The organism is Micromonospora matsumotoense, assembly GCF_050951065.1.
In the GTDB taxonomy this organism is placed as follows: domain Bacteria; phylum Actinomycetota; class Actinomycetes; order Mycobacteriales; family Micromonosporaceae; genus Micromonospora; species Micromonospora matsumotoensis.
This window is the reverse complement of the sequence record NZ_CP192025.1, coordinates 792,362-811,819: the sequence shown is the minus strand read 5'-3', so window position 1 is coordinate 811,819 and position 19,458 is coordinate 792,362. Positions and strand designations below refer to the sequence as shown.

Genomic DNA, 19,458 nt, shown 5'->3' with positions numbered 1-19,458 from the left:
TCACCACGGGCCGAAGACCCGGTCCCCGGTGGCGGAGATGGCCGCGCACAGCTCGTCGAGGTCGACCCCGGTGGTCTCGGCCAGCGACCGCACCGTCAGCGGGATCAGGTACGACGCGTTGGGCCGGCCCCGGTGCGGCATCGGCGTCAGGTACGGCGCGTCGGTCTCCACCAGCAGCTGGTCGATCGGGGTGAGCGCGGCGGCCTCCCGCAGCCCGGTGGCGCTGCCGAAGGTGACCGTGCCGGCGAAGCTGAGCAGGTGACCCCGGCGGACGCACTCGCGGGCGAAGTCGGCGTCGCCGGAGAAGCAGTGCAGCACCACCGTGTCCGGGGCCCCCTCGTCGTCGAGGATCCGCAGCACGTCGGTGTGGGCCTCCCGGTCGTGGATGACCAGGGCCTTGCCGTACCGCTTGGCGATGGCGATGTGGGTCCGGAAGCTCTCCTCCTGGGCGGCGCGGCCGTCGTCGCCGGTGCGGAAGAAGTCCATGCCGGTCTCACCGATGCCCCGGACCCGGTCCCGGGCGGCCAGCGTCTCGATCTCCCGCAGCGCGGCGTCGAGGTCGGCCAGCCGGGGGGCCTCGTTGGGGTGCAGTGCCACGGTGGCGAGCACCGCCGGGTGCCGGTCGGCGACCTCGGCACCCCAGCGGGACGAGTCGACGTCCACACCGACCTGCACGAGGCGGTCCACGCCGACGGTGGCGGCCACCTCGATCGCGGCGGCCACCGGGTCGACCGCGTCGCTGCCGCCGGGCGCCCCGGCCTCGGCGACGGTGATGTCGAGGTGGGTGTGACTGTCCAGCACGGGACGGGGCAGCGGCGGCGGGGCGGGCGGGAACTCACCGGCCCGGCGGGCGGCGCGCTGCTTGCGGGATTCGGTCGGTCCGGTCATCGCGGTCAGCATCACACACCCGGCGTCCCGGTCGGCACCGACCCGGACCGGTCGGTGCCGCCCCGGACCGCCGCCGACGGCGTCGGTGGATCGGTGGGTGGCGGCGGGACGGCAGGCGGCGGGACGACGGGCGGGCGGCGGGGTCGGGGCGGCGGGGCCCGGGTCGGGAGCGTTCCCGGGACGCCACCGGACGTTCACCGGGCCGGCATCTGACCGGCTTAGCCTCGCCGGGATGAGCGTCACCGACCGGGCCAGCGGCCCCGCCTCCGCGCGGACCGGGTTACGCGTCACGTACGGCGGGGTGGTCCACCCGGCGGAGGAGCTGGCCCGGGGCGCGGCCTACGAGCTGTTCAGCGCCGAGGCGGCACCCGGGTTCGAGCGGGCCCCCCGGCCGGGCTCGACCTGGCCGTGGCGGCGGTTCGTGCACGTCACCGAGGTGACCGAGGTGCGGGGCGGCGGAACGCCGGTCGAGGAGCCGGAGGCGGCGCTGCTGATGCCGGTGCACCGCGACCGGGGCTGGTCGTACGTGCACCAGCTCAGTCAGCAGCCGACGGCGGCCGGTGACCCGACGGTGGCGGCGGTGCGCGGCTCGGCGGTGCTGCGGCGGGGCACCCGGATGGTCAAGGTGCTCTCCGCCCGGCAGCTCGCCGGGTACGTGCGGGGTTGGCTGCCGCACGGCTTCTGCTACCGCGAGCACGACGTGGCGCACCTGCGGACGCCGGCCGCGCTGGCGGTGCTGCGCGGCGACGGCACCAGCGGCGACGGCACCGACATCGGGTACGCGCTGCGGTGGCGGGCCGCCGATCCGGACGACTACGACGTGCCGGTCGGCGAGGCGCACCGGGGTCTGCTGGGCTTGCCGCCCCGGGAGCGGCTCGGCCCGCCGGTGCTGGGCACCGGGTTCGTGCCGAGTTCGGCGCAGCTGATCCCCGAGTTCGTCACCCGGGACTTCGCCGACCTGCCGATGCCCGCCAACGCCGCCCTGTTGGCGTACACCGCCGAGGGCGCCGAGGTGGTGCTCTACAGCTACCAGGCGGAGCAGCGGGGCTGGTTGCGGATGGTGGGGCCGCAGTGGCGGCACCTGCTGGCCGCGGTGCCGGGGTTGTCCCCCGACCAGGAGTACGTGCCGACCGGTGAGGTGCCCCGCTCCACCCAGCTCGTCGGCCGGTACGCGGGCGGCGAGTACGAGGCGGTGGCGGATCTGCCGGGCGGGTTCCGGGTGTTGGCGATGACCCGGGCGGCCCGTTATCCGGTGGACCAGGTGGCCCGGCGACTGCGGTATGTCCGATGGCGGGGGGTGCCGTGCCTGGTGCTCCGGGAGGAGGGGGGCTGGCTGCGGCTGCGGCTGCGGCGGCCCGATCCGGACGCGGTACGCGACACCGGGGCGCAGTGCCACGAACGGGGCGTGTACGAGACGTGGGCACCGGCCGCCGAGGTGACCGACGACCAGGTGGTGGACCTGCCGTACGCGCTCTGAGGGCATACCGGGGGGCGGTCGGGGAAAGCGCGGGGGGTCCGACACCGACGGATCAGGAGAAGACATGCCCTTCATCACCGTGGGTACGGAGAACTCCGCCCCCATCGACCTGTACTACGAGGATCACGGCCAGGGTCAGCCGATCGTGCTGATCCACGGCTTCCCGTTCAACGGCGCGACCTGGGAGAAGATGTCGGGTCCGCTGCTCGCGGCCGGGTACCGGGTGATCACCTATGACCGGCGGGGCTACGGCAGCTCGGCCCAGCCGACCATGGGTTACGACTACGACACCTTCGCCGCCGACCTCGACGTGCTGATGACCGAGCTGGACCTGCGCAACGCGATCCTGGTGGGCCACTCGATGGGCACCGGCGAGGTGACCCGCTACCTCGGCGCGTACGGGTCGGGCCGGGTGGACCGGGCGGTGCTGATGGCGCCGCTGGCGCCGTACCTGTTGCAGACGAAGGACAACCCGGAGGGTGTCGAGAAGAGCCTCTTCGACGGGTTCCAGCAGGCGATCATCGCGGACCGGTTCGCCTACCTGACGCAGTTCTGCGACGCGTTCTTCAACTACAGCGAGAACAAGGGCAGGTGGGTCAGCGAGGAGGCGTTCCGGGCGCACTGGCAGATCGGCGCGCAGGCGTCGGCCAAGGGCACCCACGACTCGGTGGACGCCTGGCAGACCGACTTCCGGGGCGACGTGCCGAACATCGACGTCCCGGTGCTGATCATCCAGGGCGACAAGGACAACGTGCTGCCGTACCCGAAGACGGGTCAGCGGTTGGCGCCGATGCTGCCCAACGGCAAGCTGGTCACCCTGAAGGGTGCGCCGCACGGCATTCCGTGGACGCACCCGACCGAGGTGAACAAGGCGCTCATGGAGTTCATCGGCGCACCGTCGATGGCCCGCGCCTGACGCCGCGCCGACGCGGCCCCGGGGGGTTCCCCCGGGGCCGGTTCGTCGTCCGACCGCGCGGCGACGGGCCGGTCAGCTCTCCAGCCGGGCCAACTCCTCGTCGACGATCGACGGGTCGAGCTTGCGGAAGACCGGCTTCGGCGCGGTGAGCGGCCGGCCGGCCGGCAGGGCCACGGACTCCCAGCGCGCACCGACCGTGTAGTCCCCGGTGAGCACCGGGTAGCCGGGCCCGCCGTCGAGGTCGTCGACCTCCTCGATGACCGGCATCGGGGCGTGCACGCCGGTGCCGCCGAGCAGTTCGTGGATCTGCTGCGCGGAGTGCGGCAGGAACGGGGTGAGCAGCGTGTTGGCGTCGCTGATCACCTGGAGGGCGACGTGCAGGATGGTGCCCATCCGGGGCTTGTCGGCCTCGGCCTTGAGCTTCCAGGGGGCCTGCTCGGACAGGTAGCGGTTGGCCTCGGCGACGACCTTCATCGCCTCGCCGATGGCCTGCTTCTGCCGGTGCCGGCCGATCAGGTCGCCGACCGTGGCGAAGCCGGCGCGGGCCACCGCGAGCAGCGCCTCGTCGGCCTCGGTGAGCCCGGCCGGGTCGACCGGCGGGACCACGCCGAAGTTCTTGGCCGCCATCGACACCGAACGGTTGACCAGGTTGCCCCAGCCGGCGACCAGTTCGTCGTTGTTACGGCGGAGGAACTCGGACCAGGTGAAGTCGGTGTCGTTGCTCTCCGGCCCGGCGACGGCGATGAAGTAGCGCAGCGCGTCGGCGTCGTAGCGGGCCAGGAAGTCGCGGACGTAGATGACCACCTTGCGGGACGAGGAGAACTTGCGCCCCTCCATGGTCAGGTACTCGCTGGAGACGACCTCGGTGGGGAGGTTGAGCCGGCCCAGCTCGCCGGGCTGGCCGTCGTGCGCCCCGGCACCGGAGTAGCCGCCGAGCAGGGCCGGCCAGATCACCGAGTGGAAGACGATGTTGTCCTTGCCCATGAAGTAGTAGCTCGGGGAGTCCTTGCCCTCCCCGTCGGCCGACCACCACCTGCGCCACGCGTCCGGGTCGCCGGTACGCCGGGCCCACTCGATGGACGCGGACAGGTAGCCGATGACCGCGTCGAACCAGACGTAGATCCGCTTGTCGCCCCGGTCCTGCCAGCCTTCCAGCGGGATCGGCACCCCCCATTCCAGGTCCCGGGTGATGGCCCGGGGCTGCAGGTCGTCGAGCAGGTTGCGGGAGAAGCGCAGCACGTTGGGCCGCCAGCCGTCGCGGGTGTCGAGCCACTGGCGCAGCGCGTCGGCGAGGGCGGGCAGGTCGAGGAAGAAGTGCTCGGTCTCCACGAACTCCGGCGTCTCGCCGTTGATCTTGGACTTCGGGTTGATCAGGTCGATCGGGTCGAGCTGGTTGCCGCAGTTGTCGCACTGGTCGCCGCGGGCGCTGTCGTAGCCGCAGATCGGGCAGGTGCCCTCGATGTAACGGTCGGGCAGGGTCCGCCCGGTGGACGGGGAGATCGCCCCGGTGGTGACCTTCGGGACGATGTAGCCGTTGCGGTGCAGCCCGGCGAACAGCTCCTGCACCACCGCGTAGTGGTTGCGGGTCGTGGTCCGGGTGAACAGGTCGTACGACAGCCCGAGCGCCTGGAGGTCCTCGGCGATCACCCGGTTGTAGCGGTCGGCCAGCTCGCGGGGGGTGACCCCCTCGGCGTCGGCCTGCACCTGGATCGGGGTGCCGTGCTCGTCGGTGCCGGAGACCATGAGCACGTCGTGGCCGGCCATCCGCATGTACCGGGCGAAGACGTCGGAGGGAACGCCGAAGCCGGACACGTGGCCGATGTGGCGCGGACCGTTGGCGTAGGGCCAGGCGACCGCGGCGAGAACGTGACTCATGACCAGCAAGCCTAGTGACCCGGGTCGGGGGCCCGCGAACCAATAGGGTGCACCGCGCCGCACCGACGGGAATTGCCGTCCACCGGAATTACCCACCGACACGCGGAGTCAGCTCACGGACACCGAGCGACACCCGGTGTCCAATGGCTGACGTGACGGGCAGACGATCGGGGCACGACGAGTCGACGGCCGGCACCCGGCGACCGCCACGTCCGGGCCCCGGGGACGGCCCGCCACCGCGCGGGTCGACCGTCGCGCCGCAGCCACGGCCCGTGCCCGGCCCGGACGACGCGACCGTCGAGGTCGAGCCGACCACCGGAGCGCCGGTCGACGCGGTGCCGCGCCGGGTCCCGGTCCGCCAGCCGCGCACCCACCGATCCGGCCGCTCCACCGACGGCGGTACGGACGACGACTCGTTCTTCTGGGCGCCGATCGAACAGGTGCACTGGGACGGCACCCCACTGCGCAAGGAACCGAAGCCGCGGCTGCGGTCACCGCGTCGACCCCGGCCCAGGCTCACCCATCCGCCGGACCCGGTGCGCGGGCTCGCCGTGCTGCTGGCACTGAGTCTGGTGGCGGCATTCTTCGCCTGGGTGAGCGCGGGACCGCTCTGGCTGGCCGTCGGGCACTCCACGGCGGGCACGGTGGTGATCACCCACTGTTCGGGCGGTGGCCTCACCCAGCGCTGCCGGGGCATCTTCGCCGCCGAGGACGACCGGTTCCTGACCCACGGGGTACGGGTCAGCGGGGTGCCGGCCGCCCGTACCGACGCCGGCACCGCGCTGCCGGCGCGGGTGACCGGGCCGGGCGCGGACACCGCCTACGCGGACACCGGGCTCGGTGAGCACCTGCGCTGGCTGCTCGGCCTGCTGGCGGTGGCCGGTTGCGGGGCGGGGATCGTCCGGTGGACCGGGGCGACCCTGCTGACCGACCCCCGACAGCGCCGCTGGGCGACCGGCGGCGGGTACGCCGGACCCGTGCTGATCACCCTCGGCTTCCTGGTCGCCGCCTGGTGAGGCCGGGCCGACCGAGCGCATCGCGGTCCACCGGCACGGCCCGCGCGGACCGGCCCGTACCACGGCTCAGCGGTGCACGACGGTGTAGACGTCCCGGCGGCGCAGCCCGTACCCGGTGGCCACGTCGCTGATCGCGTCCCGGCGGGACATGCCGGCGGCCTCCCGGTCGGCCACCTGGGCGCGCAGCGCGTCGTCGTCGGGGCGCTCGGCGGGTACCTCCGGCGCTCCCCCGACGACCAGCGTGATCTCGCCGCGCGGTTCACCCTGGGCCGCCCAGTCGGCCAGTTCGCCGAGCGGCCGACGGACGACCTCCTCGTAGGTCTTGGTCAACTCCCGGCAGAGCGCGGCGGGCCGGTCGACGCCGAACGCGGCGGCCAGGTCGGTCAGCGCGGCGACGATCCGGTGCGGGGCCTCGAAGAGGACCAGGGTGCGCGGTTCGGCGGCGAGGGTCCTGAGCCGGGCCCGCCGGCCGCTGGGCGAGCGGGGCAGGAAGCCCTCGAAGCAGAACCGGTCGCTGGGCAGCCCGGACAGGGCCAGGGCGGTGGTGACGGCGCTCGGGCCGGGCGCGGCGGTGACCGGCACCCCGGCGTCGAGCGCGGCGGTGACCAGCCGGTAGCCGGGGTCGGAGACGCTCGGCATGCCGCCGTCGGTGACCAGCGCGACCAGGTAGCCCTCGCGGAGCACGTCGACCAGTTCGGGGGTACGACGTTCCTCGTTGCCCTCGAAGTAGGAGACGATCCGGCCGCCGACGGTGACGTCGAGGTCGCGGGCGAGCCGGGTGAGCCGGCGGGTGTCCTCGGCGGCGACCACGTCGGCGGTGGCGAGGAACTCGCGGAGCCGAGTGGACGCGTCGCCCGGGTTGCCCAGCGGCGCACCGAGCAGAACCAGGCGGCCAATCTCGGACATTTCACCCACGAAACGCGCTCCTTCATCGAGGGTCGTAACAATCCCGGGAACGACGGGCGCCACCGGGCACCTTCGCAGCTTACGATCGGCGGGTGACGAGTGCGTCGACAGCACAGGGTGCGAGCGCGGACCGGTCCGACCAGGAGGCACCGCCTCCCGAGGGCGGAGGAGGCGGCGTGCCGGCGATCGTCCGCCGCCGACTCGCCACCGTCGAGGCCCGGCTGGACGTGAACTCGTGGATCGCCACCGCCGTGGTGGTGACGATCGCCGCCGTCCTCCGCCTGGTCGGGCTGAGCAGCCCCAAGGGCAAGATCTTCGACGAGATCTACTACGCCCGGGACGGCTACGGCCTGATCGACAAGGGCGTCGAGTGGAACTACAAGGACAACGGCCCGTCGTACGTGGTGCACCCGCCGCTGGGCAAGTGGCTGATCGGGCTCGGTGAGTGGGCCTTCGGCTACCAGGACGCGGAGACCAACATCTCCGTGCCGGGCCACCTGATGACCGCCGCCCCGGAGTTCGGGTGGCGGATCAGTTCGGCGGTGGCCGGCATCCTCACGGTGCTGATGCTGACCCGTATCGCCCGCCGGATGTTCCGCTCCACCACGCTCGGCTGCGCCGCCGGCCTGCTGCTCGCGCTGGACGGCTTCCACCTGGTGCTCTCCCGCACCGCGCTGCTCGACATCTTCCTGCCGCTGTTCATCCTGGCCGCCTTCGGCGCACTGGTGCTGGACCGGGATGCCCGGCGACGGCGCTGGGCGCGCGCGCTGGACGAGGGCCTCGACCCGACCCTCCCCGGCCGGGCCGGCCGCCCCGCCGGTGGTTGGCGGAACTGGCCCTGGTGGCGGCTGCTCGCCGGGGTGCTGCTCGGTGGCGCGTGCGCGGTGAAGTGGAGCGGCATCTACTTCGTGCCGGCCTTCGGGTTGCTCGTCCTGTTCTGGGAGGTCAACCTCCGCCGCTCGGTCGGGGCCCGTCGGCCGTGGCGCGACGCCCTCCTCGACGAGTTGCCCTGGCTGGTGCTCGCCGGGTTGCTGGCGGTCGGGACGTACGTGCTGAGCTGGTCGGGTTGGTTGCTCTCCGACCAGGGCTACTACCGGCTGGCGTCCCGGTACCCGAACCTGCCCGGGCTGAGCGACACGCCGATCATCGGCGCGCTGAACAACCTCTTCCAATACCACAAGGCCGCGTTCGAGTTCCATACCGGCCTGGAGACCGCGCACAAATACCAGTCGTGGCCGTGGCAGTGGTTGCTGCTGGGCCGACCGGTGGCGTTCCACTGGTCCGGTGACGGCGCGTGCGGCGCCCCGACCTGCGCCTCGGAGATCCTGCTGCTGGGCACGCCACTGCTCTGGTGGTCGTTCCTGCCGGCCCTGGCCGCCACGCTCTGGCTCGGCGTGGCGCGGCGCGACTGGCGGGCCGGGGCGTTCCTGGTGGCCGTCGCGGCCGGCCTGCTGCCCTGGTTCTGGTACGCCCTCGACGGCCGGACGATGTTCTCCTTCTACGCCGCCCCGGCGCTGCCGTTCCTGGTGCTGGCGGTGGTCTACGTGCTCGGCGCGATCGCCACTCCGCACGGCGCCCCGGATCGCACCACCCCGACCGGCCGCCCCCCGGACGGTCAGACCCGGGACGGGACGGCACCGGAGGACACCGCACGGGACGGCACCGCACCGGACGGCACGGCAGCGGACGGCAGCCCGAAAGCCACGGTCCTCGTCGCGGAGGCCGATGCCGCGACGGCTGAGCAGCTCGCCGACCGACGACTGATCGGCGGGGTCATCGTCGGTGCTTACGTGCTGCTGGTGGCGCTCTGCTTCGCCTACTTCTACCCCATCTTCGTGGGCACCCTCCTGCCGTACGACGACTGGTCCGCCCGGATGTGGCTGGACGGCCGCTGGATCTGATCCGCCCCTGTTCCACCGCCCCGAGTTGCCCTGACCCGCCCGACCCGACCCGGCCCGTCTTGTCCCGGCCGGTCCGGGCTGGCCCGCCTGTGCCGATCGGGCCGCCGAGAGCCCCGTGTCGCACCGGGCCCGCACCGGGCCCGCGTCCGGGGCCGGGGCGCCTACCGGGGTGCCGGCGGCGAATCCGGCCGCACCGCACGCCCTGACCACCACGACGACCACCTCATCGCCGTGGGCCACGGTGTGGGGAGGTTCCACGATCGCCAGTCGGGTTCCCCACAGTGGATGGCCGGGGCAGGGGACAGGACGCGGGCCGCACAGGGGATCAGGACACGGGCCGGAACAGCGCCACCACGGGGGTCGAGGGCAGCGGACCCGGGCCAACCTGCGGGACGGCGCAGCGGTTGGCAGGGACGCAGCGCGGACAGCCGGCCAAGCGACAGTGGGGTGGATCGGACCGGCTGGGGCGGGTTTCCCGCAGCGCCCGTCGTCCGGGTGGGACCGGCAGCACGGAAGGTGTCTCACGAGTGTGCCGTAACGAAAGGGCGCGCCCCGATCGCCTGCCACGGGGGAAGCGGGCGATTGGGGCGCGCAAGGAGAGCTTAACCACGTTATGCCACCGGCACAACGGGTCGACTTGGGTCAGATTTCCGACCGATGCATCGCGCGGCAAATGGTTTACATCTAGCATCTAACGGACTCGACCACTCGTCCCGCATGCTCACCTCCACCGCCCGGGTGCGGAATCCCGTCGCCGAGACTCCCGGCGAAGCTGGCGAACCCCGGTGAAGCTCCATAGTGGATCTCACTACACTCGCCCGGTGATCAACACGAGACGACGATCGACGGCCGTCCTGATCGGAGTGTTGGCGGCGACCACGCTGACCGGCCCCGCACCGGCCCTCGCCGACAACGAGGAGCCCGCGGAGCCGCCCAAGGTCGAGCTGGTGCTCGACGTGAGCGGCTCGATGCGGGCCAACGACATCGACGGACGCAGCCGGATCTCGGTCGCTCAGCAGGCGTTCAACGAGGTCGTCGACGCGCTGCCCGCGGAGACCCAGCTCGGCATCCGGGTGCTCGGCGCGACCTACCGGGGCAAGGACAAGAAGCAGGGCTGCCTGGACACCCAGCAGATCGTGCCGGTCGGCCCGGTGGACCGTACCGCCGCCAAGGCCGCGGTGGCGACGCTGCGTCCGACCGGCTTCACCCCGGTCGGGCTGGCCCTGCGCTCCGCCGCCCGCGACCTCGGCACCGGCACGACCGCCCGCCGGATCGTGCTGATCACCGACGGCGAGGACACCTGCGCCCCGCCCGACCCGTGCGAGGTGGCCCGGGAGCTGGCCGCCCAGGGCACCAAGCTGGTGGTCGACACGCTCGGCCTGGCCCCGGACGAGAAGGTCCGCAAGCAGCTGCTCTGCATCGCCACCGCGACCGGCGGCACCTACACGGCGGCGCAGAGCGCCGACGAGCTGACCGGCCGGATCAAGCAGCTCGTCGAGCGGGCGAAGGAGACCTACACCGCCGCACCGACGGTGGTGACCGGCCGGGCCGGGTGCGCCGACGCGCCGTTGCTCGCCCCCGGCGTCTACGCCGACCGGGAGGCGTTCTCCGAGCACCGCTGGTACCGGGTGCCCGTCCGGCCGGGACAGGAGCTGCGCGCGTCGGTCAGCGTGGCGTTGGACCGGCCGGTGAACCCCGACCACGCGGTGCTGCTGCGGGCGACCGCCGCCGACGGCCGGGAGCTGGTCCGGGGCGTCGACGCCGGCAGTGGTCGTACCGACGTGGTGTCGGCGGGCCTGCGCTGGTCGGGGACGGCGGACGGGGTGTCGCCGAGCCCGTCGGCCACCGACGCGCCGGTGCCGGCCACCACGGTCTGCCTGGTGGTCAGCAACGCCTTCGCGCCGCGTCCGGGGACCCGGGCCGAGCCGGGCATGCCGGTCGAGCTGACCATCGACGTGGTCGCCTCGTCGCCCGCCCCGGCCGCGCCGGACCTGGGGCGCGGCTGGGTGCTGCTGCTCCTGCTCACCCTGGCCGGCCTGCTCACCGGCCTGGTCGTCGGACTGCTCACCCGCTGGTGGGTGGCGACGTGGAGGACGAACTGACCATGCGTACCCCGATCATCCGGACCGGTGCGGCGCTGGCCGCCGCCGGTCTGACCCTGCTCGTCGCCCCGACCCCGGCCACGGCCGCGCCCACCCCCTCCCCCGGCGCCACCCCGGTCACCCGGGCCGGGACGTCCTTCCTGACCGCCACCGCCATCGCGGCCGGCCAACCGGTCCGGGTCGACGCCTCCACCGGCGACTTCCTGTACTGGTCGTTCCCGGCCTCGGCGGGGCAACGGCACGAGATCAGCGCGACGGTGTCCCTGCCCAAGGCCCGCACCGGCGCGTCCACCTGGACGGTGGAGGTGTTCGACGGGCTGCGCCGCCGGCAGGCGTGCACGGCCGGGGCGCAGACCCCGACGGTGGCCGCCTCGGCGGGCAGCGTGGCGCTCGGCTGCACGCTGCGCCAGGTGCGTTCCTGGGCGGAGCCCTGGTCGGCCGACCCGCTGCCCGGCACCTACTACGTCCGGCTGTCGGTGACCGACCTGCCCGAACCCGACCTGGGCCAGCCGGTCGACGTGGAGCTGCTGCTCTCCGCCGAAGGCGAGGGCTCGCGCGACGACGGCGAGTTGAAGGCGCCGCTGGTGCCGAACACCAAGGCCGGCGCGGTGCTGACCGGCGAGCCGGCGGCGGCTCCCGCCGAGTCCGACGACGGCTGGTTCGACGGCGACTGGCTGCCCACGCTCGGCTCCCGCTGGGCGTGGAGCGCGGTCGGCGGCGCGCTCGCCGCCGTGGCCGGGGTGGTCGGATTCGCGCTGACCCGCCGCCCCCGCCGCCCCTGACCGGTCGGTCGCCGGGCCCAGGCCGCCGCCCCTGACCGGTCGGTCGCCGGGCCCAGGCCGGGGCCCGGCGACCGCGACGGGACCCTCCGGTGTCGCCCGGTTGCGGTACGTTCACCAGCCATGGCCGATGGTGCGCCCACCGGGCGGACCCGGCGGTGGTCGTACCGGAAAGGGGTGGGTTGATGCGTGACCTGCTGCCGGCGGCGGTCTCGGTGGCGGTGGCCGAGGGAGCCGACTGGGTGGGTGAGTTGCTCCCGGCGGAGCGGGCTGGGCTGGGCGAACGGGCCGTGGAGAGCCGGCGGCGGGACTTCACCGCCGGACGGGTCTGCGCCCGACGCGCGATGACCGCCCTCGGCCTGCCGGCCACGCCGGTCCCGGCCGCGCCGAACCGCGCGCCGGTCTGGCCGACCGGGCTGATCGGCACCATCACCCACACCCGGGGCTACTGCGCCGCCGCGGTCGCCCGCCGCACCGACCTGCGTGCGGTCGGCATGGACGCCGAGCGGCACCGGGAACTCGAACCGGGGGTACGCCGAATGATCCTGCGCCCCGAGGAGGCCGACCGGCTGGACCGGCTGCCGGCCGGGGTGAGCTGGCCGGTAGTGGTGTTCAGCGCCAAGGAGACCGTCTACAAGGTCTGGCACCCGGTGGTGGGCTCCTGGCTGGACTTCCTGGACGCCACCGTCGAGCTGGACCCGGACACGGGCGTGTTTACCGCCCGGATCGACCCGGCGCGGGTCGCGGCGGCCACCGTGGCCGACCCGCCCTCGGTGGTCACCGGCCGGTTCGTGATCGAGGACGACCTGGTCCGCACGGCGGCTGTGCTGCCACTACGCTGATCCCCTTGCCGCCACCTATCAGCTTCCCAGAATGACGACCGTCGACCGCGTGCGAGGAGTACGGTGAGCCAGCCCCAACCCCCTTACGGGCCGCAGGACCCCAGCCAGCCGCCCCCCGGGGCGTCGCAGCCGTTCCCGCCGCCCGGTCCGCAGTACCCGGTCGATCCGACCGCCCCGCCGCCCCCGGTCCCCGAACCGCCGCAGCCGACCTACCCCGCCGACCCGTACGCGCCGCAGTCGCCGTACGCGCCGCAGCCGGCGTACCCACCACAGCCGACGTCGGGCCAGCCGTACCCGGCGTACGAGCCGGGGGTGGCGCCGCCGCCGGTGTCCGGCGCGGGCTACCAACCGGTGTCAGGCGCGGGCTACCCGCCGGTCTCCGGTGCCGGCTACCCACCCATGTCCGGCGCGGGTTACCCGCCGCCGCCCGGCGGTGGTTACCCGCCGCCGCCCGGTGCCCCGGGTGCGCCCGGCTATCCGCTGGGACCGCCGCCGGGCGGCTCGTCGGGCAAGAAGGTCTGGATCGTCATCGGCATCGTGGTCGCCGTGCTGGTGCTGCTCTGCTGCGGTGGCATCGTGGCCGCCGCGGTCGTCGGGGGCACCAAGGCCAACGAGGCGGCCGATGACTGGGAACGCTCGCTGCCCACCCCGGGCGCCACCGCCGCGCCGACGCTGCCGGGTGAGAAGCCGTCGGCGGCACCGTCGTCCACCGACGAGACGTTCAACCTCAAGGCCGGCGAGACGCTGGTGATCAACGACGACGACGGCACCATCGAGATCACCGTCCGGAGCTTCAGCACCTCGTCCAAGGGCTGCCGCTCGTTCGCCCCGCCGCCCAACAAGGGCATGTACCTGATCGCCGACGTCACCGCCACGGTGACCAAGGGCACCTCGTCGATCAACCCGTTCTACTTCCAGTGGGTGGCCGACGACGGCACCACGGTCAACGGGCTGGCCGGCGCGCTCTCCGGCTGCGGTGGCGACATGCTCGACTCGGGCAGCAACATCCGGGCCGGCAGCAAGCGCTCCGGCGCGGTGGTGTTCGACGTGGCCGACAAGTCGGGCGCGGTCGAATACCAGCACAGGTTCGAGGCGGCCGGTTCCTGGAAGCCCTGACCTCCCGAACTTCGTGCCGGGCCGGCTCCCCTGACGGGGGCCGGCCCGGTCCCGTTCTGCTCATCACGGCCCTCTTCCGTTGGTGGGCCGGAATCGCTGCCGTGCCTTGAATCGGATCCGGCACCGGCGGATGCTGAATGCATCGAGCTACGCCAATCGATTTGGAGGTGGGGGATGCGCCGTCTCTCGCTCGTCGCCCTGACCCTGGCCGTCGTCCTGCTGCCGGCGACCCCGGCCGCCGCACACGCCAGCGCCACCGGCCCGGCCACCACCCGGGCCACGGCCACCGGCCCGGCCGCCGCGCACGCCGGAGCCGCCGGTCCCGCCGCCGTGACGGCACTGCGGGACGTGCGGACCGTCGGCACCGCCTGGGGCCCCGACCCGGTCACCGGCCGGCTGACGCTCACCGTCGACGACACCGTCCCACCGGAGCAGGTACGCGCGCTGCGGGACACCGCCGCGCGGGCCGGCGCGGACCTGCGCCGGGAACCCGGCCGGCTGCGCATCCTCATCGCCGGCGGGCAGGCCGTATACGGCGGGGGCGCCCGCTGCTCGCTCGGCACGAACGTGCGCAGCGGCAGCACCTACTACTTCCTCACCGCCGGGCACTGCACCTCCGTCACCTCGCTCTGGTACGCCGACAGCGGTCAGAAGACCGTACTGGGCAGCCGCACCGGCAGCAGCTTCCCCACCAACGACTACGGTCTGGTGCGCTACACCGGGACGATCAGCCACCCGAGCGCCATCTACACCCATCCGGGTCTGCTCCCCGTCAGCGGCGTCGGCACCCCGTACATCGGTCAGGCGGTCTGCCGCAGCGGCTCCACCACCGGCGTCCGGTGCGGCACGGTGACCGGGCTCAACCAGACGGTCAACTACGCCGAGGGCAGCGTGTCCGGGCTGATCCGGACCAACATCTGCGCCGAGCCCGGTGACAGCGGCGGGCCGCTCTACGTCGCCGGGAGCGGGCTGATCCTCGGCATCCTCTCCGGCGGCAGCGGCAACTGCACCAGCGGGGGCACCACCTACTACCAGCCGATCGCCGAGGCCCTCGCCGCCTACGGCGTCACCCTCTTCCCCTGAGCGGCACCTCGGCCCGATGCCGCCCCCGGTGCGCCGGTGCAGGTGTCGGTCAACCGTAGCGTCAACACCAGCTGGCAGTTCACCGTCACCCAGAACGGCACGGTCAACCAGATCGTCGCGTACGACATGTGGTTCCAACCGATGGTCAACCCCGGCTCGACTGACCAGCCCACCGACGAGCTGATGATCTGGCCGTACCGCTCCAAGGCGTCCCCGGCCGGCAGCCGGCAGGGCACCGTCACCATCGCGGGCACCAGTGGGGAGGTGTGGCGCGGCACCGTGGGCACCTGGAGCGTCTACTCCTACGTGCGGACGACCAACAGCACCAATGCCAACCTCAACATCCGCAGCTTCACCAACGACGTGGTCCGGCGCGGCTGGATGAGCAACTCCAAGTACCTGACCAGCGTCCAGGCCGGGCCGGAGATCTTCACCGGCAACGGGCAGGTCGTCACCAGCTCCTACTCGGTCAACATCAACTGACCGGACGCGACGTCGCGCAGGCCCGGTACGTCGTGCCGGCGAATGCGCAGGGGCGGGGTCCCCGGAAACCGGGGACCCCGCCCCTGCGCAGATTCTCATGGTCGAAGCCGGACGGTCCACCGGCTGCCAAGGCCGGCGAGGTCGGGCCCGGCCGGCAGGTCACCGGCCGGGCCACCACTCAGGATTCCTGGCTTCGACGCCGGGCGAGGAAGAACACGAGCCCGCCCAGGGCGATCAGGACACTCCCCACGCCTGTCAGGGCAGGAACCACGCCACTACCGGTGACCGGCAGGATCTTCCCCCCCGGACTACCAGGCGCACCGGGGCTACCCGGCGCACCCGGCGCACCCGGACTACCCGGACTACCCGGAGCACCGGGGCTACCCGGCGCACCCGGCGCACCCGGACTACCCGGAGCACCGGGGCTACCCGGCGCACCCGGCGCACCCGGACTACCCGGACTACCCGGAGCACCGGGGCTACCCGGACTGCCCGGAGCACCGGGGCTACCCGGACTGCCCGGAGCACCCGGACTACCAGGCGCACCCGGACTACCAGGGCTACCCGGAGCACCCGGACTACCAGGCGCACCCGGAGCACCCGGACTACCCGGAGCACCCGGAACACCGGGGCTACCCGGACTGCCCGGAGCACCCGGACTACCAGGGCTACCCGGAGCGCCGGGACTGCCCGGAGCGCCGGGACTGCCCGGTGCCCCCGGGCTGCCGGGTGAGCCAGACGGTCCGGGCGGACCGCTGGGTCCGGGCGGACCGGAAGGACCAGCGCACACCGGCGCGCTGATGACGTTGGTGTCGAGGGTGACGGCGGCGGTTCGCGCCAGCGCACGGCCCTGGAGGGTCGCCCCCGTGGCCATCGTGATCGCCGCCTGCGCCATGATCGTGCCCACGAAGGTGGTGCCTGTGCCGATCGTCGCCGAGCTGCCGATCTGCCAGAACACGTTGCAGGCCGACGCTCCGTTGACCAGGACGACACTGCTGTTGGACGCCGTCGTCAGCGACGAGTCGACCTGGAAGATGAACACGGCCGCCGGGTCGCCCTGGCCGTTGAGCGTCAGCGTCCCGGTCAGCTGTGCGGCCCCGATCCGGTAGACGCCCGCGTTGAGCGTGTTGCCGCCGAGTTCCGCAGGAAGGTTGGTGAACGGCGTCCGACCAGCGGCATCGTTGTAGGCGATGGTCAGGTCGCTCTGGGCCTGCAACGCGACGGCGTCACCGAGGTGGATCTCGCCGCCGATGGTCGCGGTTCCGAAACCCGACGCGGTGTTCCCCGGGAACCTCCCAAGGCTCTGAGCGAGGAAGCTCGGGCCGGTATTGGTCGGTTCGGCCCCGGCCAGGACGGAGAAGTTACCGGCCGTTCCCAGGTTCACCGGAGCATCCGCAGCGCTTGCCGGCGTGGAGTTGACGAGCACCAATCCGGCGACCAGCGCAACGGCTGCGCAGGCCCCGAGAGGCGGCAGGACCGCCCACCGAAGTCGATGAATAGGTATTTTCTTCACAGAAACATCCTCCGTGGCTACTACTCGCAGGAGGCGTCTCGCGTCCTGCCCGAAATAGCCCGATTTGGGCTAAGTGCGCAAATCACCACATCACACTGCGGGCCGCCGTACTGCCCAAACGTGTGAACAACGGGATATCTCCGGCGAAAGAAAATTGGCTCTCACCTCCGCGACCCACCGGACCGTGCTCAGTCCACCCGGGACGGTCCGGGCGGTCCGAGCGGGATGTCGCCCGACAAGCACCGCCGCCATGCCCGCAGGTCGGCCACCCCGGCCATCCTCCGTGCCGGCACGACCCGGCCCGGTGGCACGGTCGAGCAGGTGAACGAAGAGCCGGGAAACCGACGCGCCACCGACGGGCACCCGGGCAACCAAGGAGTAGGCACAGCCGGGGCCGGCCGGGGCAGCGTGCCAGGCTCGGGTCTCATCGACGCCCACCACAAACGGTCAGGGGCGATTCCCGACTGACCGAGAACCGCCCCTGCTGGAATACTCCTGGTGGAGCTGTGGGGATTCGAACCCCAGACCCCCTCGATGCGAACGAGGTGCGCTACCAGACTGCGCCACAGCCCCTCCGCCGGACGAAACCGGCTTCGGTCCCACCCGGCTTTCACCGGGCGGGCCGGCAGCAAGACTAACAGCCGACCCACCCCCCGGGCGAATCACCCCTCCCGTCACGCGAACCGGATGGTCCGCCGCACCGGTGAGCCGGAGTTGCGGCATCCGCGCGCCCCGATAGTGCCACTTCGGCCCAAGTGAGTCGATCAAGAAACACGACCAGCCCGAGCAGGGCGAGCAGGTAGGGCGAGCGGGTAGGGCAGGCAAGCAGGGCGGCCCAGGGCCGGCGGGCGGGGGCGGGGGCGGGGGCGGGGATCAGCGGGGGCGGGGATCAGCGGGGGTCGCGGCCGGACTGGTAGGGGCGTCCGCGCAGGCCACCGGAGCGGCGGTAGGACACCGAGCCGCCCCCGCTGGCCGCCGCAGGCAGGTCGGTCGGCCGGTCGAGGCCCATCGCCGTGCGGCGTACCGCCTCGCGTTGGGCGGCCAGACGGCGCTGTGCCTCCCGACGGGCCGCCGCCCGACGGGCCTGTTCGCGGCGCACCTCGGCCTGCCGGGCGGCCAGCCAGGCCGCCTCCCGGGCCCGCAGCCGCCGCTTACGGCGCTCGGCCAGCGCCCGTCGCCGCAGGTGTACGACGTAAACGACGAGCAGACCGGCGGTGACCGAGAAGCTGATCCAGAAGCCGGGGCTGACCACGATCACGCCGACCAGCTCGACGAAGTTGAGCAGCAGCAGCGCGGCGAGCACCCGACGCCGCCGGTAGACGGCCGGGGTGTGGTGCCGGGGCGGCCGGCGGCGGGCCTGCCGGAGGGCGGGCGGCACGGCGCGCAGCCGGCCGGAACGGCGGGCGGACGCCGACGGGGCGGCGCGGCGGCCGGCGGCCGGCGGTGCGGAGACCGGGGCGGCGAGATTTCCGGTGGCGGCATCCTCGGCGAGGGTGACCACCAGCGCCCGGGGCTGGTTGACCGGTCGCCGGCCGGGGACAGTACGCCGCCGCCGACGGCGCTGGAGCACCCGCGCCGTCGACTGCGCCCGCTCCGCCACCAGCCGCTCGGTGGCGTCGTACCGACGAACCAGCGCCGGCGCGAGGGCGAGCAGACCGGCAGCGGCGAGGACGGCGAGGAGCACCGAGGTCGGCACCCTCACCCCTCCCGTCACCGAATTCGGGACAACCGCCGATCAACAGCAAGATCTTTCCCGTAAACCCGTCCTGGGCGCAGATCCTGCGGCCGGGCAGCGCTTGCCGCAGCTTGCAGTTACCTGAGGTTACGGGCCACCGACCGGGATGCCGACACGCCGCGCCGGATCCCATCCGTGGGACGACTCACCCGGCCTCGTGACGCATCCGGTGCCAACGGGCCAGCAGGCCACCCTCGGCGGCCACCTCCTCACTGGTCAGCGCGTATCCGATGTGGTCCCGCCAGGCCCCGTCGATGTGCATGTAGCGCACGTGGTACGCCTCCTCACGGAATCCCAGCTTCTCCACCACCCGCCGGGACGGCTTGTTCTCCGGCCGGATGTTCACCTCCACCCGGTGCAGTCCACCCGGGCCGAACGCGTGGTCGACCGCGAGCGCCATCGCGGTCGGGATCACCCCGCGACCGGCCACCCGGGAGTCCACCCAGTAGCCGACGTACCCGGAACAGAACGCCCGCCGGACGATGCTGCCCACGTTCAGGTGCCCGACTAGCCGCTCCTGCCCGTCCTCGCGCAGGCAGACCGCGAACGGCATCCCCTCACCGGTACGCGCCGAACGCCGCTGGTCGGCGTGCACGTACCGGAAGGCGGCCGGCGAGTTCGTCTCGTCCCAACTGCCGGGCAGGTGCGACTCCCAGGGCGCCAGCCAGGCCCGGTTCGCCCGGCGCACCGCAGACCAGGCGGTGGCGTCGTTGCGCCGGTACGGTCGCAGCACCACCGGACCGTCCATCAGCATCACCGGCCACCCCGGCACCCGCCCGAACCAGCTCACCGCGCCGACCTCCCGTCCGCGCCCGGGGCGACGGCC

At 73.2% G+C, this 19,458-nt stretch carries 16 protein-coding genes and 1 tRNA gene; 10 read left to right on the top strand and 7 right to left on the bottom strand.

Annotated elements, in window-relative coordinates:
• On the bottom strand, nt 1–900 hold the full coding sequence (locus ACQP1S_RS03930; RefSeq protein WP_432903086.1) for a TatD family hydrolase: 900 nt from the start codon (nt 898–900) through the stop codon (nt 1–3).
• Between the two features lie 220 nt (nt 901–1,120).
• On the opposite strand from ACQP1S_RS03930, the gene ACQP1S_RS03925 reads away from it, so the two are divergent.
• Together ACQP1S_RS03925 and ACQP1S_RS03920 are read left to right on the top strand one after the other, a co-directional pair.
• Entirely contained in the window at nt 1,121–2,365 is a 1,245-nt protein-coding gene (locus ACQP1S_RS03925) for a hypothetical protein (RefSeq protein WP_432903083.1), read from the top strand.
• A gap of 64 nt (nt 2,366–2,429) precedes the next feature.
• Nucleotides 2,430–3,281, top strand: a complete 852-nt coding sequence (locus tag ACQP1S_RS03920) for an alpha/beta fold hydrolase (protein WP_091254821.1) — start codon at nt 2,430–2,432, stop codon at nt 3,279–3,281.
• 72 nt (nt 3,282–3,353) lie between these two features.
• Here ACQP1S_RS03920 and metG read toward each other — a convergent pair whose 3' ends face one another.
• On the bottom strand, nt 3,354–5,156 hold the full coding sequence (gene metG / locus ACQP1S_RS03915) for a methionine--tRNA ligase (protein ID WP_432903080.1): 1,803 nt from the start codon (nt 5,154–5,156) through the stop codon (nt 3,354–3,356).
• 272 nt (nt 5,157–5,428) lie between these two features.
• On the opposite strand from metG, the gene ACQP1S_RS03910 reads away from it, so the two are divergent.
• On the top strand, nt 5,429–6,172 hold the full coding sequence (locus ACQP1S_RS03910) for a hypothetical protein (protein ID WP_432903078.1): 744 nt from the start codon (nt 5,429–5,431) through the stop codon (nt 6,170–6,172).
• A 66-nt stretch (nt 6,173–6,238) separates the two neighbouring features.
• Here the strand turns inward: ACQP1S_RS03910 and rsmI are convergent, their stop codons facing one another.
• On the bottom strand, nt 6,239–7,078 hold the full coding sequence (gene rsmI / locus ACQP1S_RS03905) for a 16S rRNA (cytidine(1402)-2'-O)-methyltransferase (protein ID WP_432903076.1): 840 nt from the start codon (nt 7,076–7,078) through the stop codon (nt 6,239–6,241).
• Nucleotides 7,079–7,170: 92 nt separating this feature from the next.
• Between rsmI and ACQP1S_RS03900 the strand changes: the two genes are divergently transcribed.
• From ACQP1S_RS03900 to ACQP1S_RS03870, 7 genes are all read left to right on the top strand, one after another.
• Nucleotides 7,171–8,979, top strand: coding sequence for a dolichyl-phosphate-mannose--protein mannosyltransferase (locus ACQP1S_RS03900; RefSeq protein WP_432903074.1), 1,809 nt, complete (start codon nt 7,171–7,173; stop codon nt 8,977–8,979).
• An 821-nt stretch (nt 8,980–9,800) separates the two neighbouring features.
• Nucleotides 9,801–11,081, top strand: coding sequence for a VWA domain-containing protein (locus ACQP1S_RS03895; protein ID WP_432903071.1), 1,281 nt, complete (start codon nt 9,801–9,803; stop codon nt 11,079–11,081).
• A 2-nt stretch (nt 11,082–11,083) separates the two neighbouring features.
• Nucleotides 11,084–11,863, top strand: coding sequence for a peptidase (locus ACQP1S_RS03890; RefSeq protein WP_432907758.1), 780 nt, complete (start codon nt 11,084–11,086; stop codon nt 11,861–11,863).
• A 182-nt stretch (nt 11,864–12,045) separates the two neighbouring features.
• A complete protein-coding gene (locus ACQP1S_RS03885) occupies nt 12,046–12,702 on the top strand; it encodes a 4'-phosphopantetheinyl transferase family protein (protein ID WP_091254852.1) in 657 nt (218 codons plus the stop codon).
• Nucleotides 12,703–12,765: 63 nt separating this feature from the next.
• Nucleotides 12,766–13,818, top strand: coding sequence for a DUF4352 domain-containing protein (locus ACQP1S_RS03880; RefSeq protein WP_091254855.1), 1,053 nt, complete (start codon nt 12,766–12,768; stop codon nt 13,816–13,818).
• Nucleotides 13,819–13,992: 174 nt separating this feature from the next.
• Complete coding sequence (locus ACQP1S_RS03875) at nt 13,993–14,901, top strand: S1 family peptidase (RefSeq protein ID WP_432903068.1); 909 nt, start codon at nt 13,993–13,995, stop codon at nt 14,899–14,901.
• A 42-nt stretch (nt 14,902–14,943) separates the two neighbouring features.
• Nucleotides 14,944–15,384, top strand: coding sequence for a GH12 family glycosyl hydrolase domain-containing protein (locus tag ACQP1S_RS03870; RefSeq protein WP_432903066.1), 441 nt, complete (start codon nt 14,944–14,946; stop codon nt 15,382–15,384).
• A 178-nt stretch (nt 15,385–15,562) separates the two neighbouring features.
• On the opposite strand, the gene ACQP1S_RS03865 is transcribed toward ACQP1S_RS03870, so the two are convergent.
• From ACQP1S_RS03865 to ACQP1S_RS03850, 4 genes are all read right to left on the bottom strand, one after another.
• Entirely contained in the window at nt 15,563–16,768 is a 1,206-nt protein-coding gene (locus ACQP1S_RS03865; protein WP_432903064.1) for an ice-binding family protein, read from the bottom strand.
• Nucleotides 16,769–17,393: 625 nt separating this feature from the next.
• A tRNA-Ala gene (locus tag ACQP1S_RS03860) sits at nt 17,394–17,470 on the bottom strand.
• 316 nt (nt 17,471–17,786) lie between these two features.
• Nucleotides 17,787–18,599, bottom strand: coding sequence for a divisome protein SepX/GlpR (gene sepX / locus ACQP1S_RS03855; RefSeq protein WP_432903061.1), 813 nt, complete (start codon nt 18,597–18,599; stop codon nt 17,787–17,789).
• A 178-nt stretch (nt 18,600–18,777) separates the two neighbouring features.
• On the bottom strand, nt 18,778–19,386 hold the full coding sequence (locus ACQP1S_RS03850; protein ID WP_091254274.1) for a GNAT family N-acetyltransferase: 609 nt from the start codon (nt 19,384–19,386) through the stop codon (nt 18,778–18,780).
• Between the last annotated feature and the right edge of the window lie 72 nt (nt 19,387–19,458).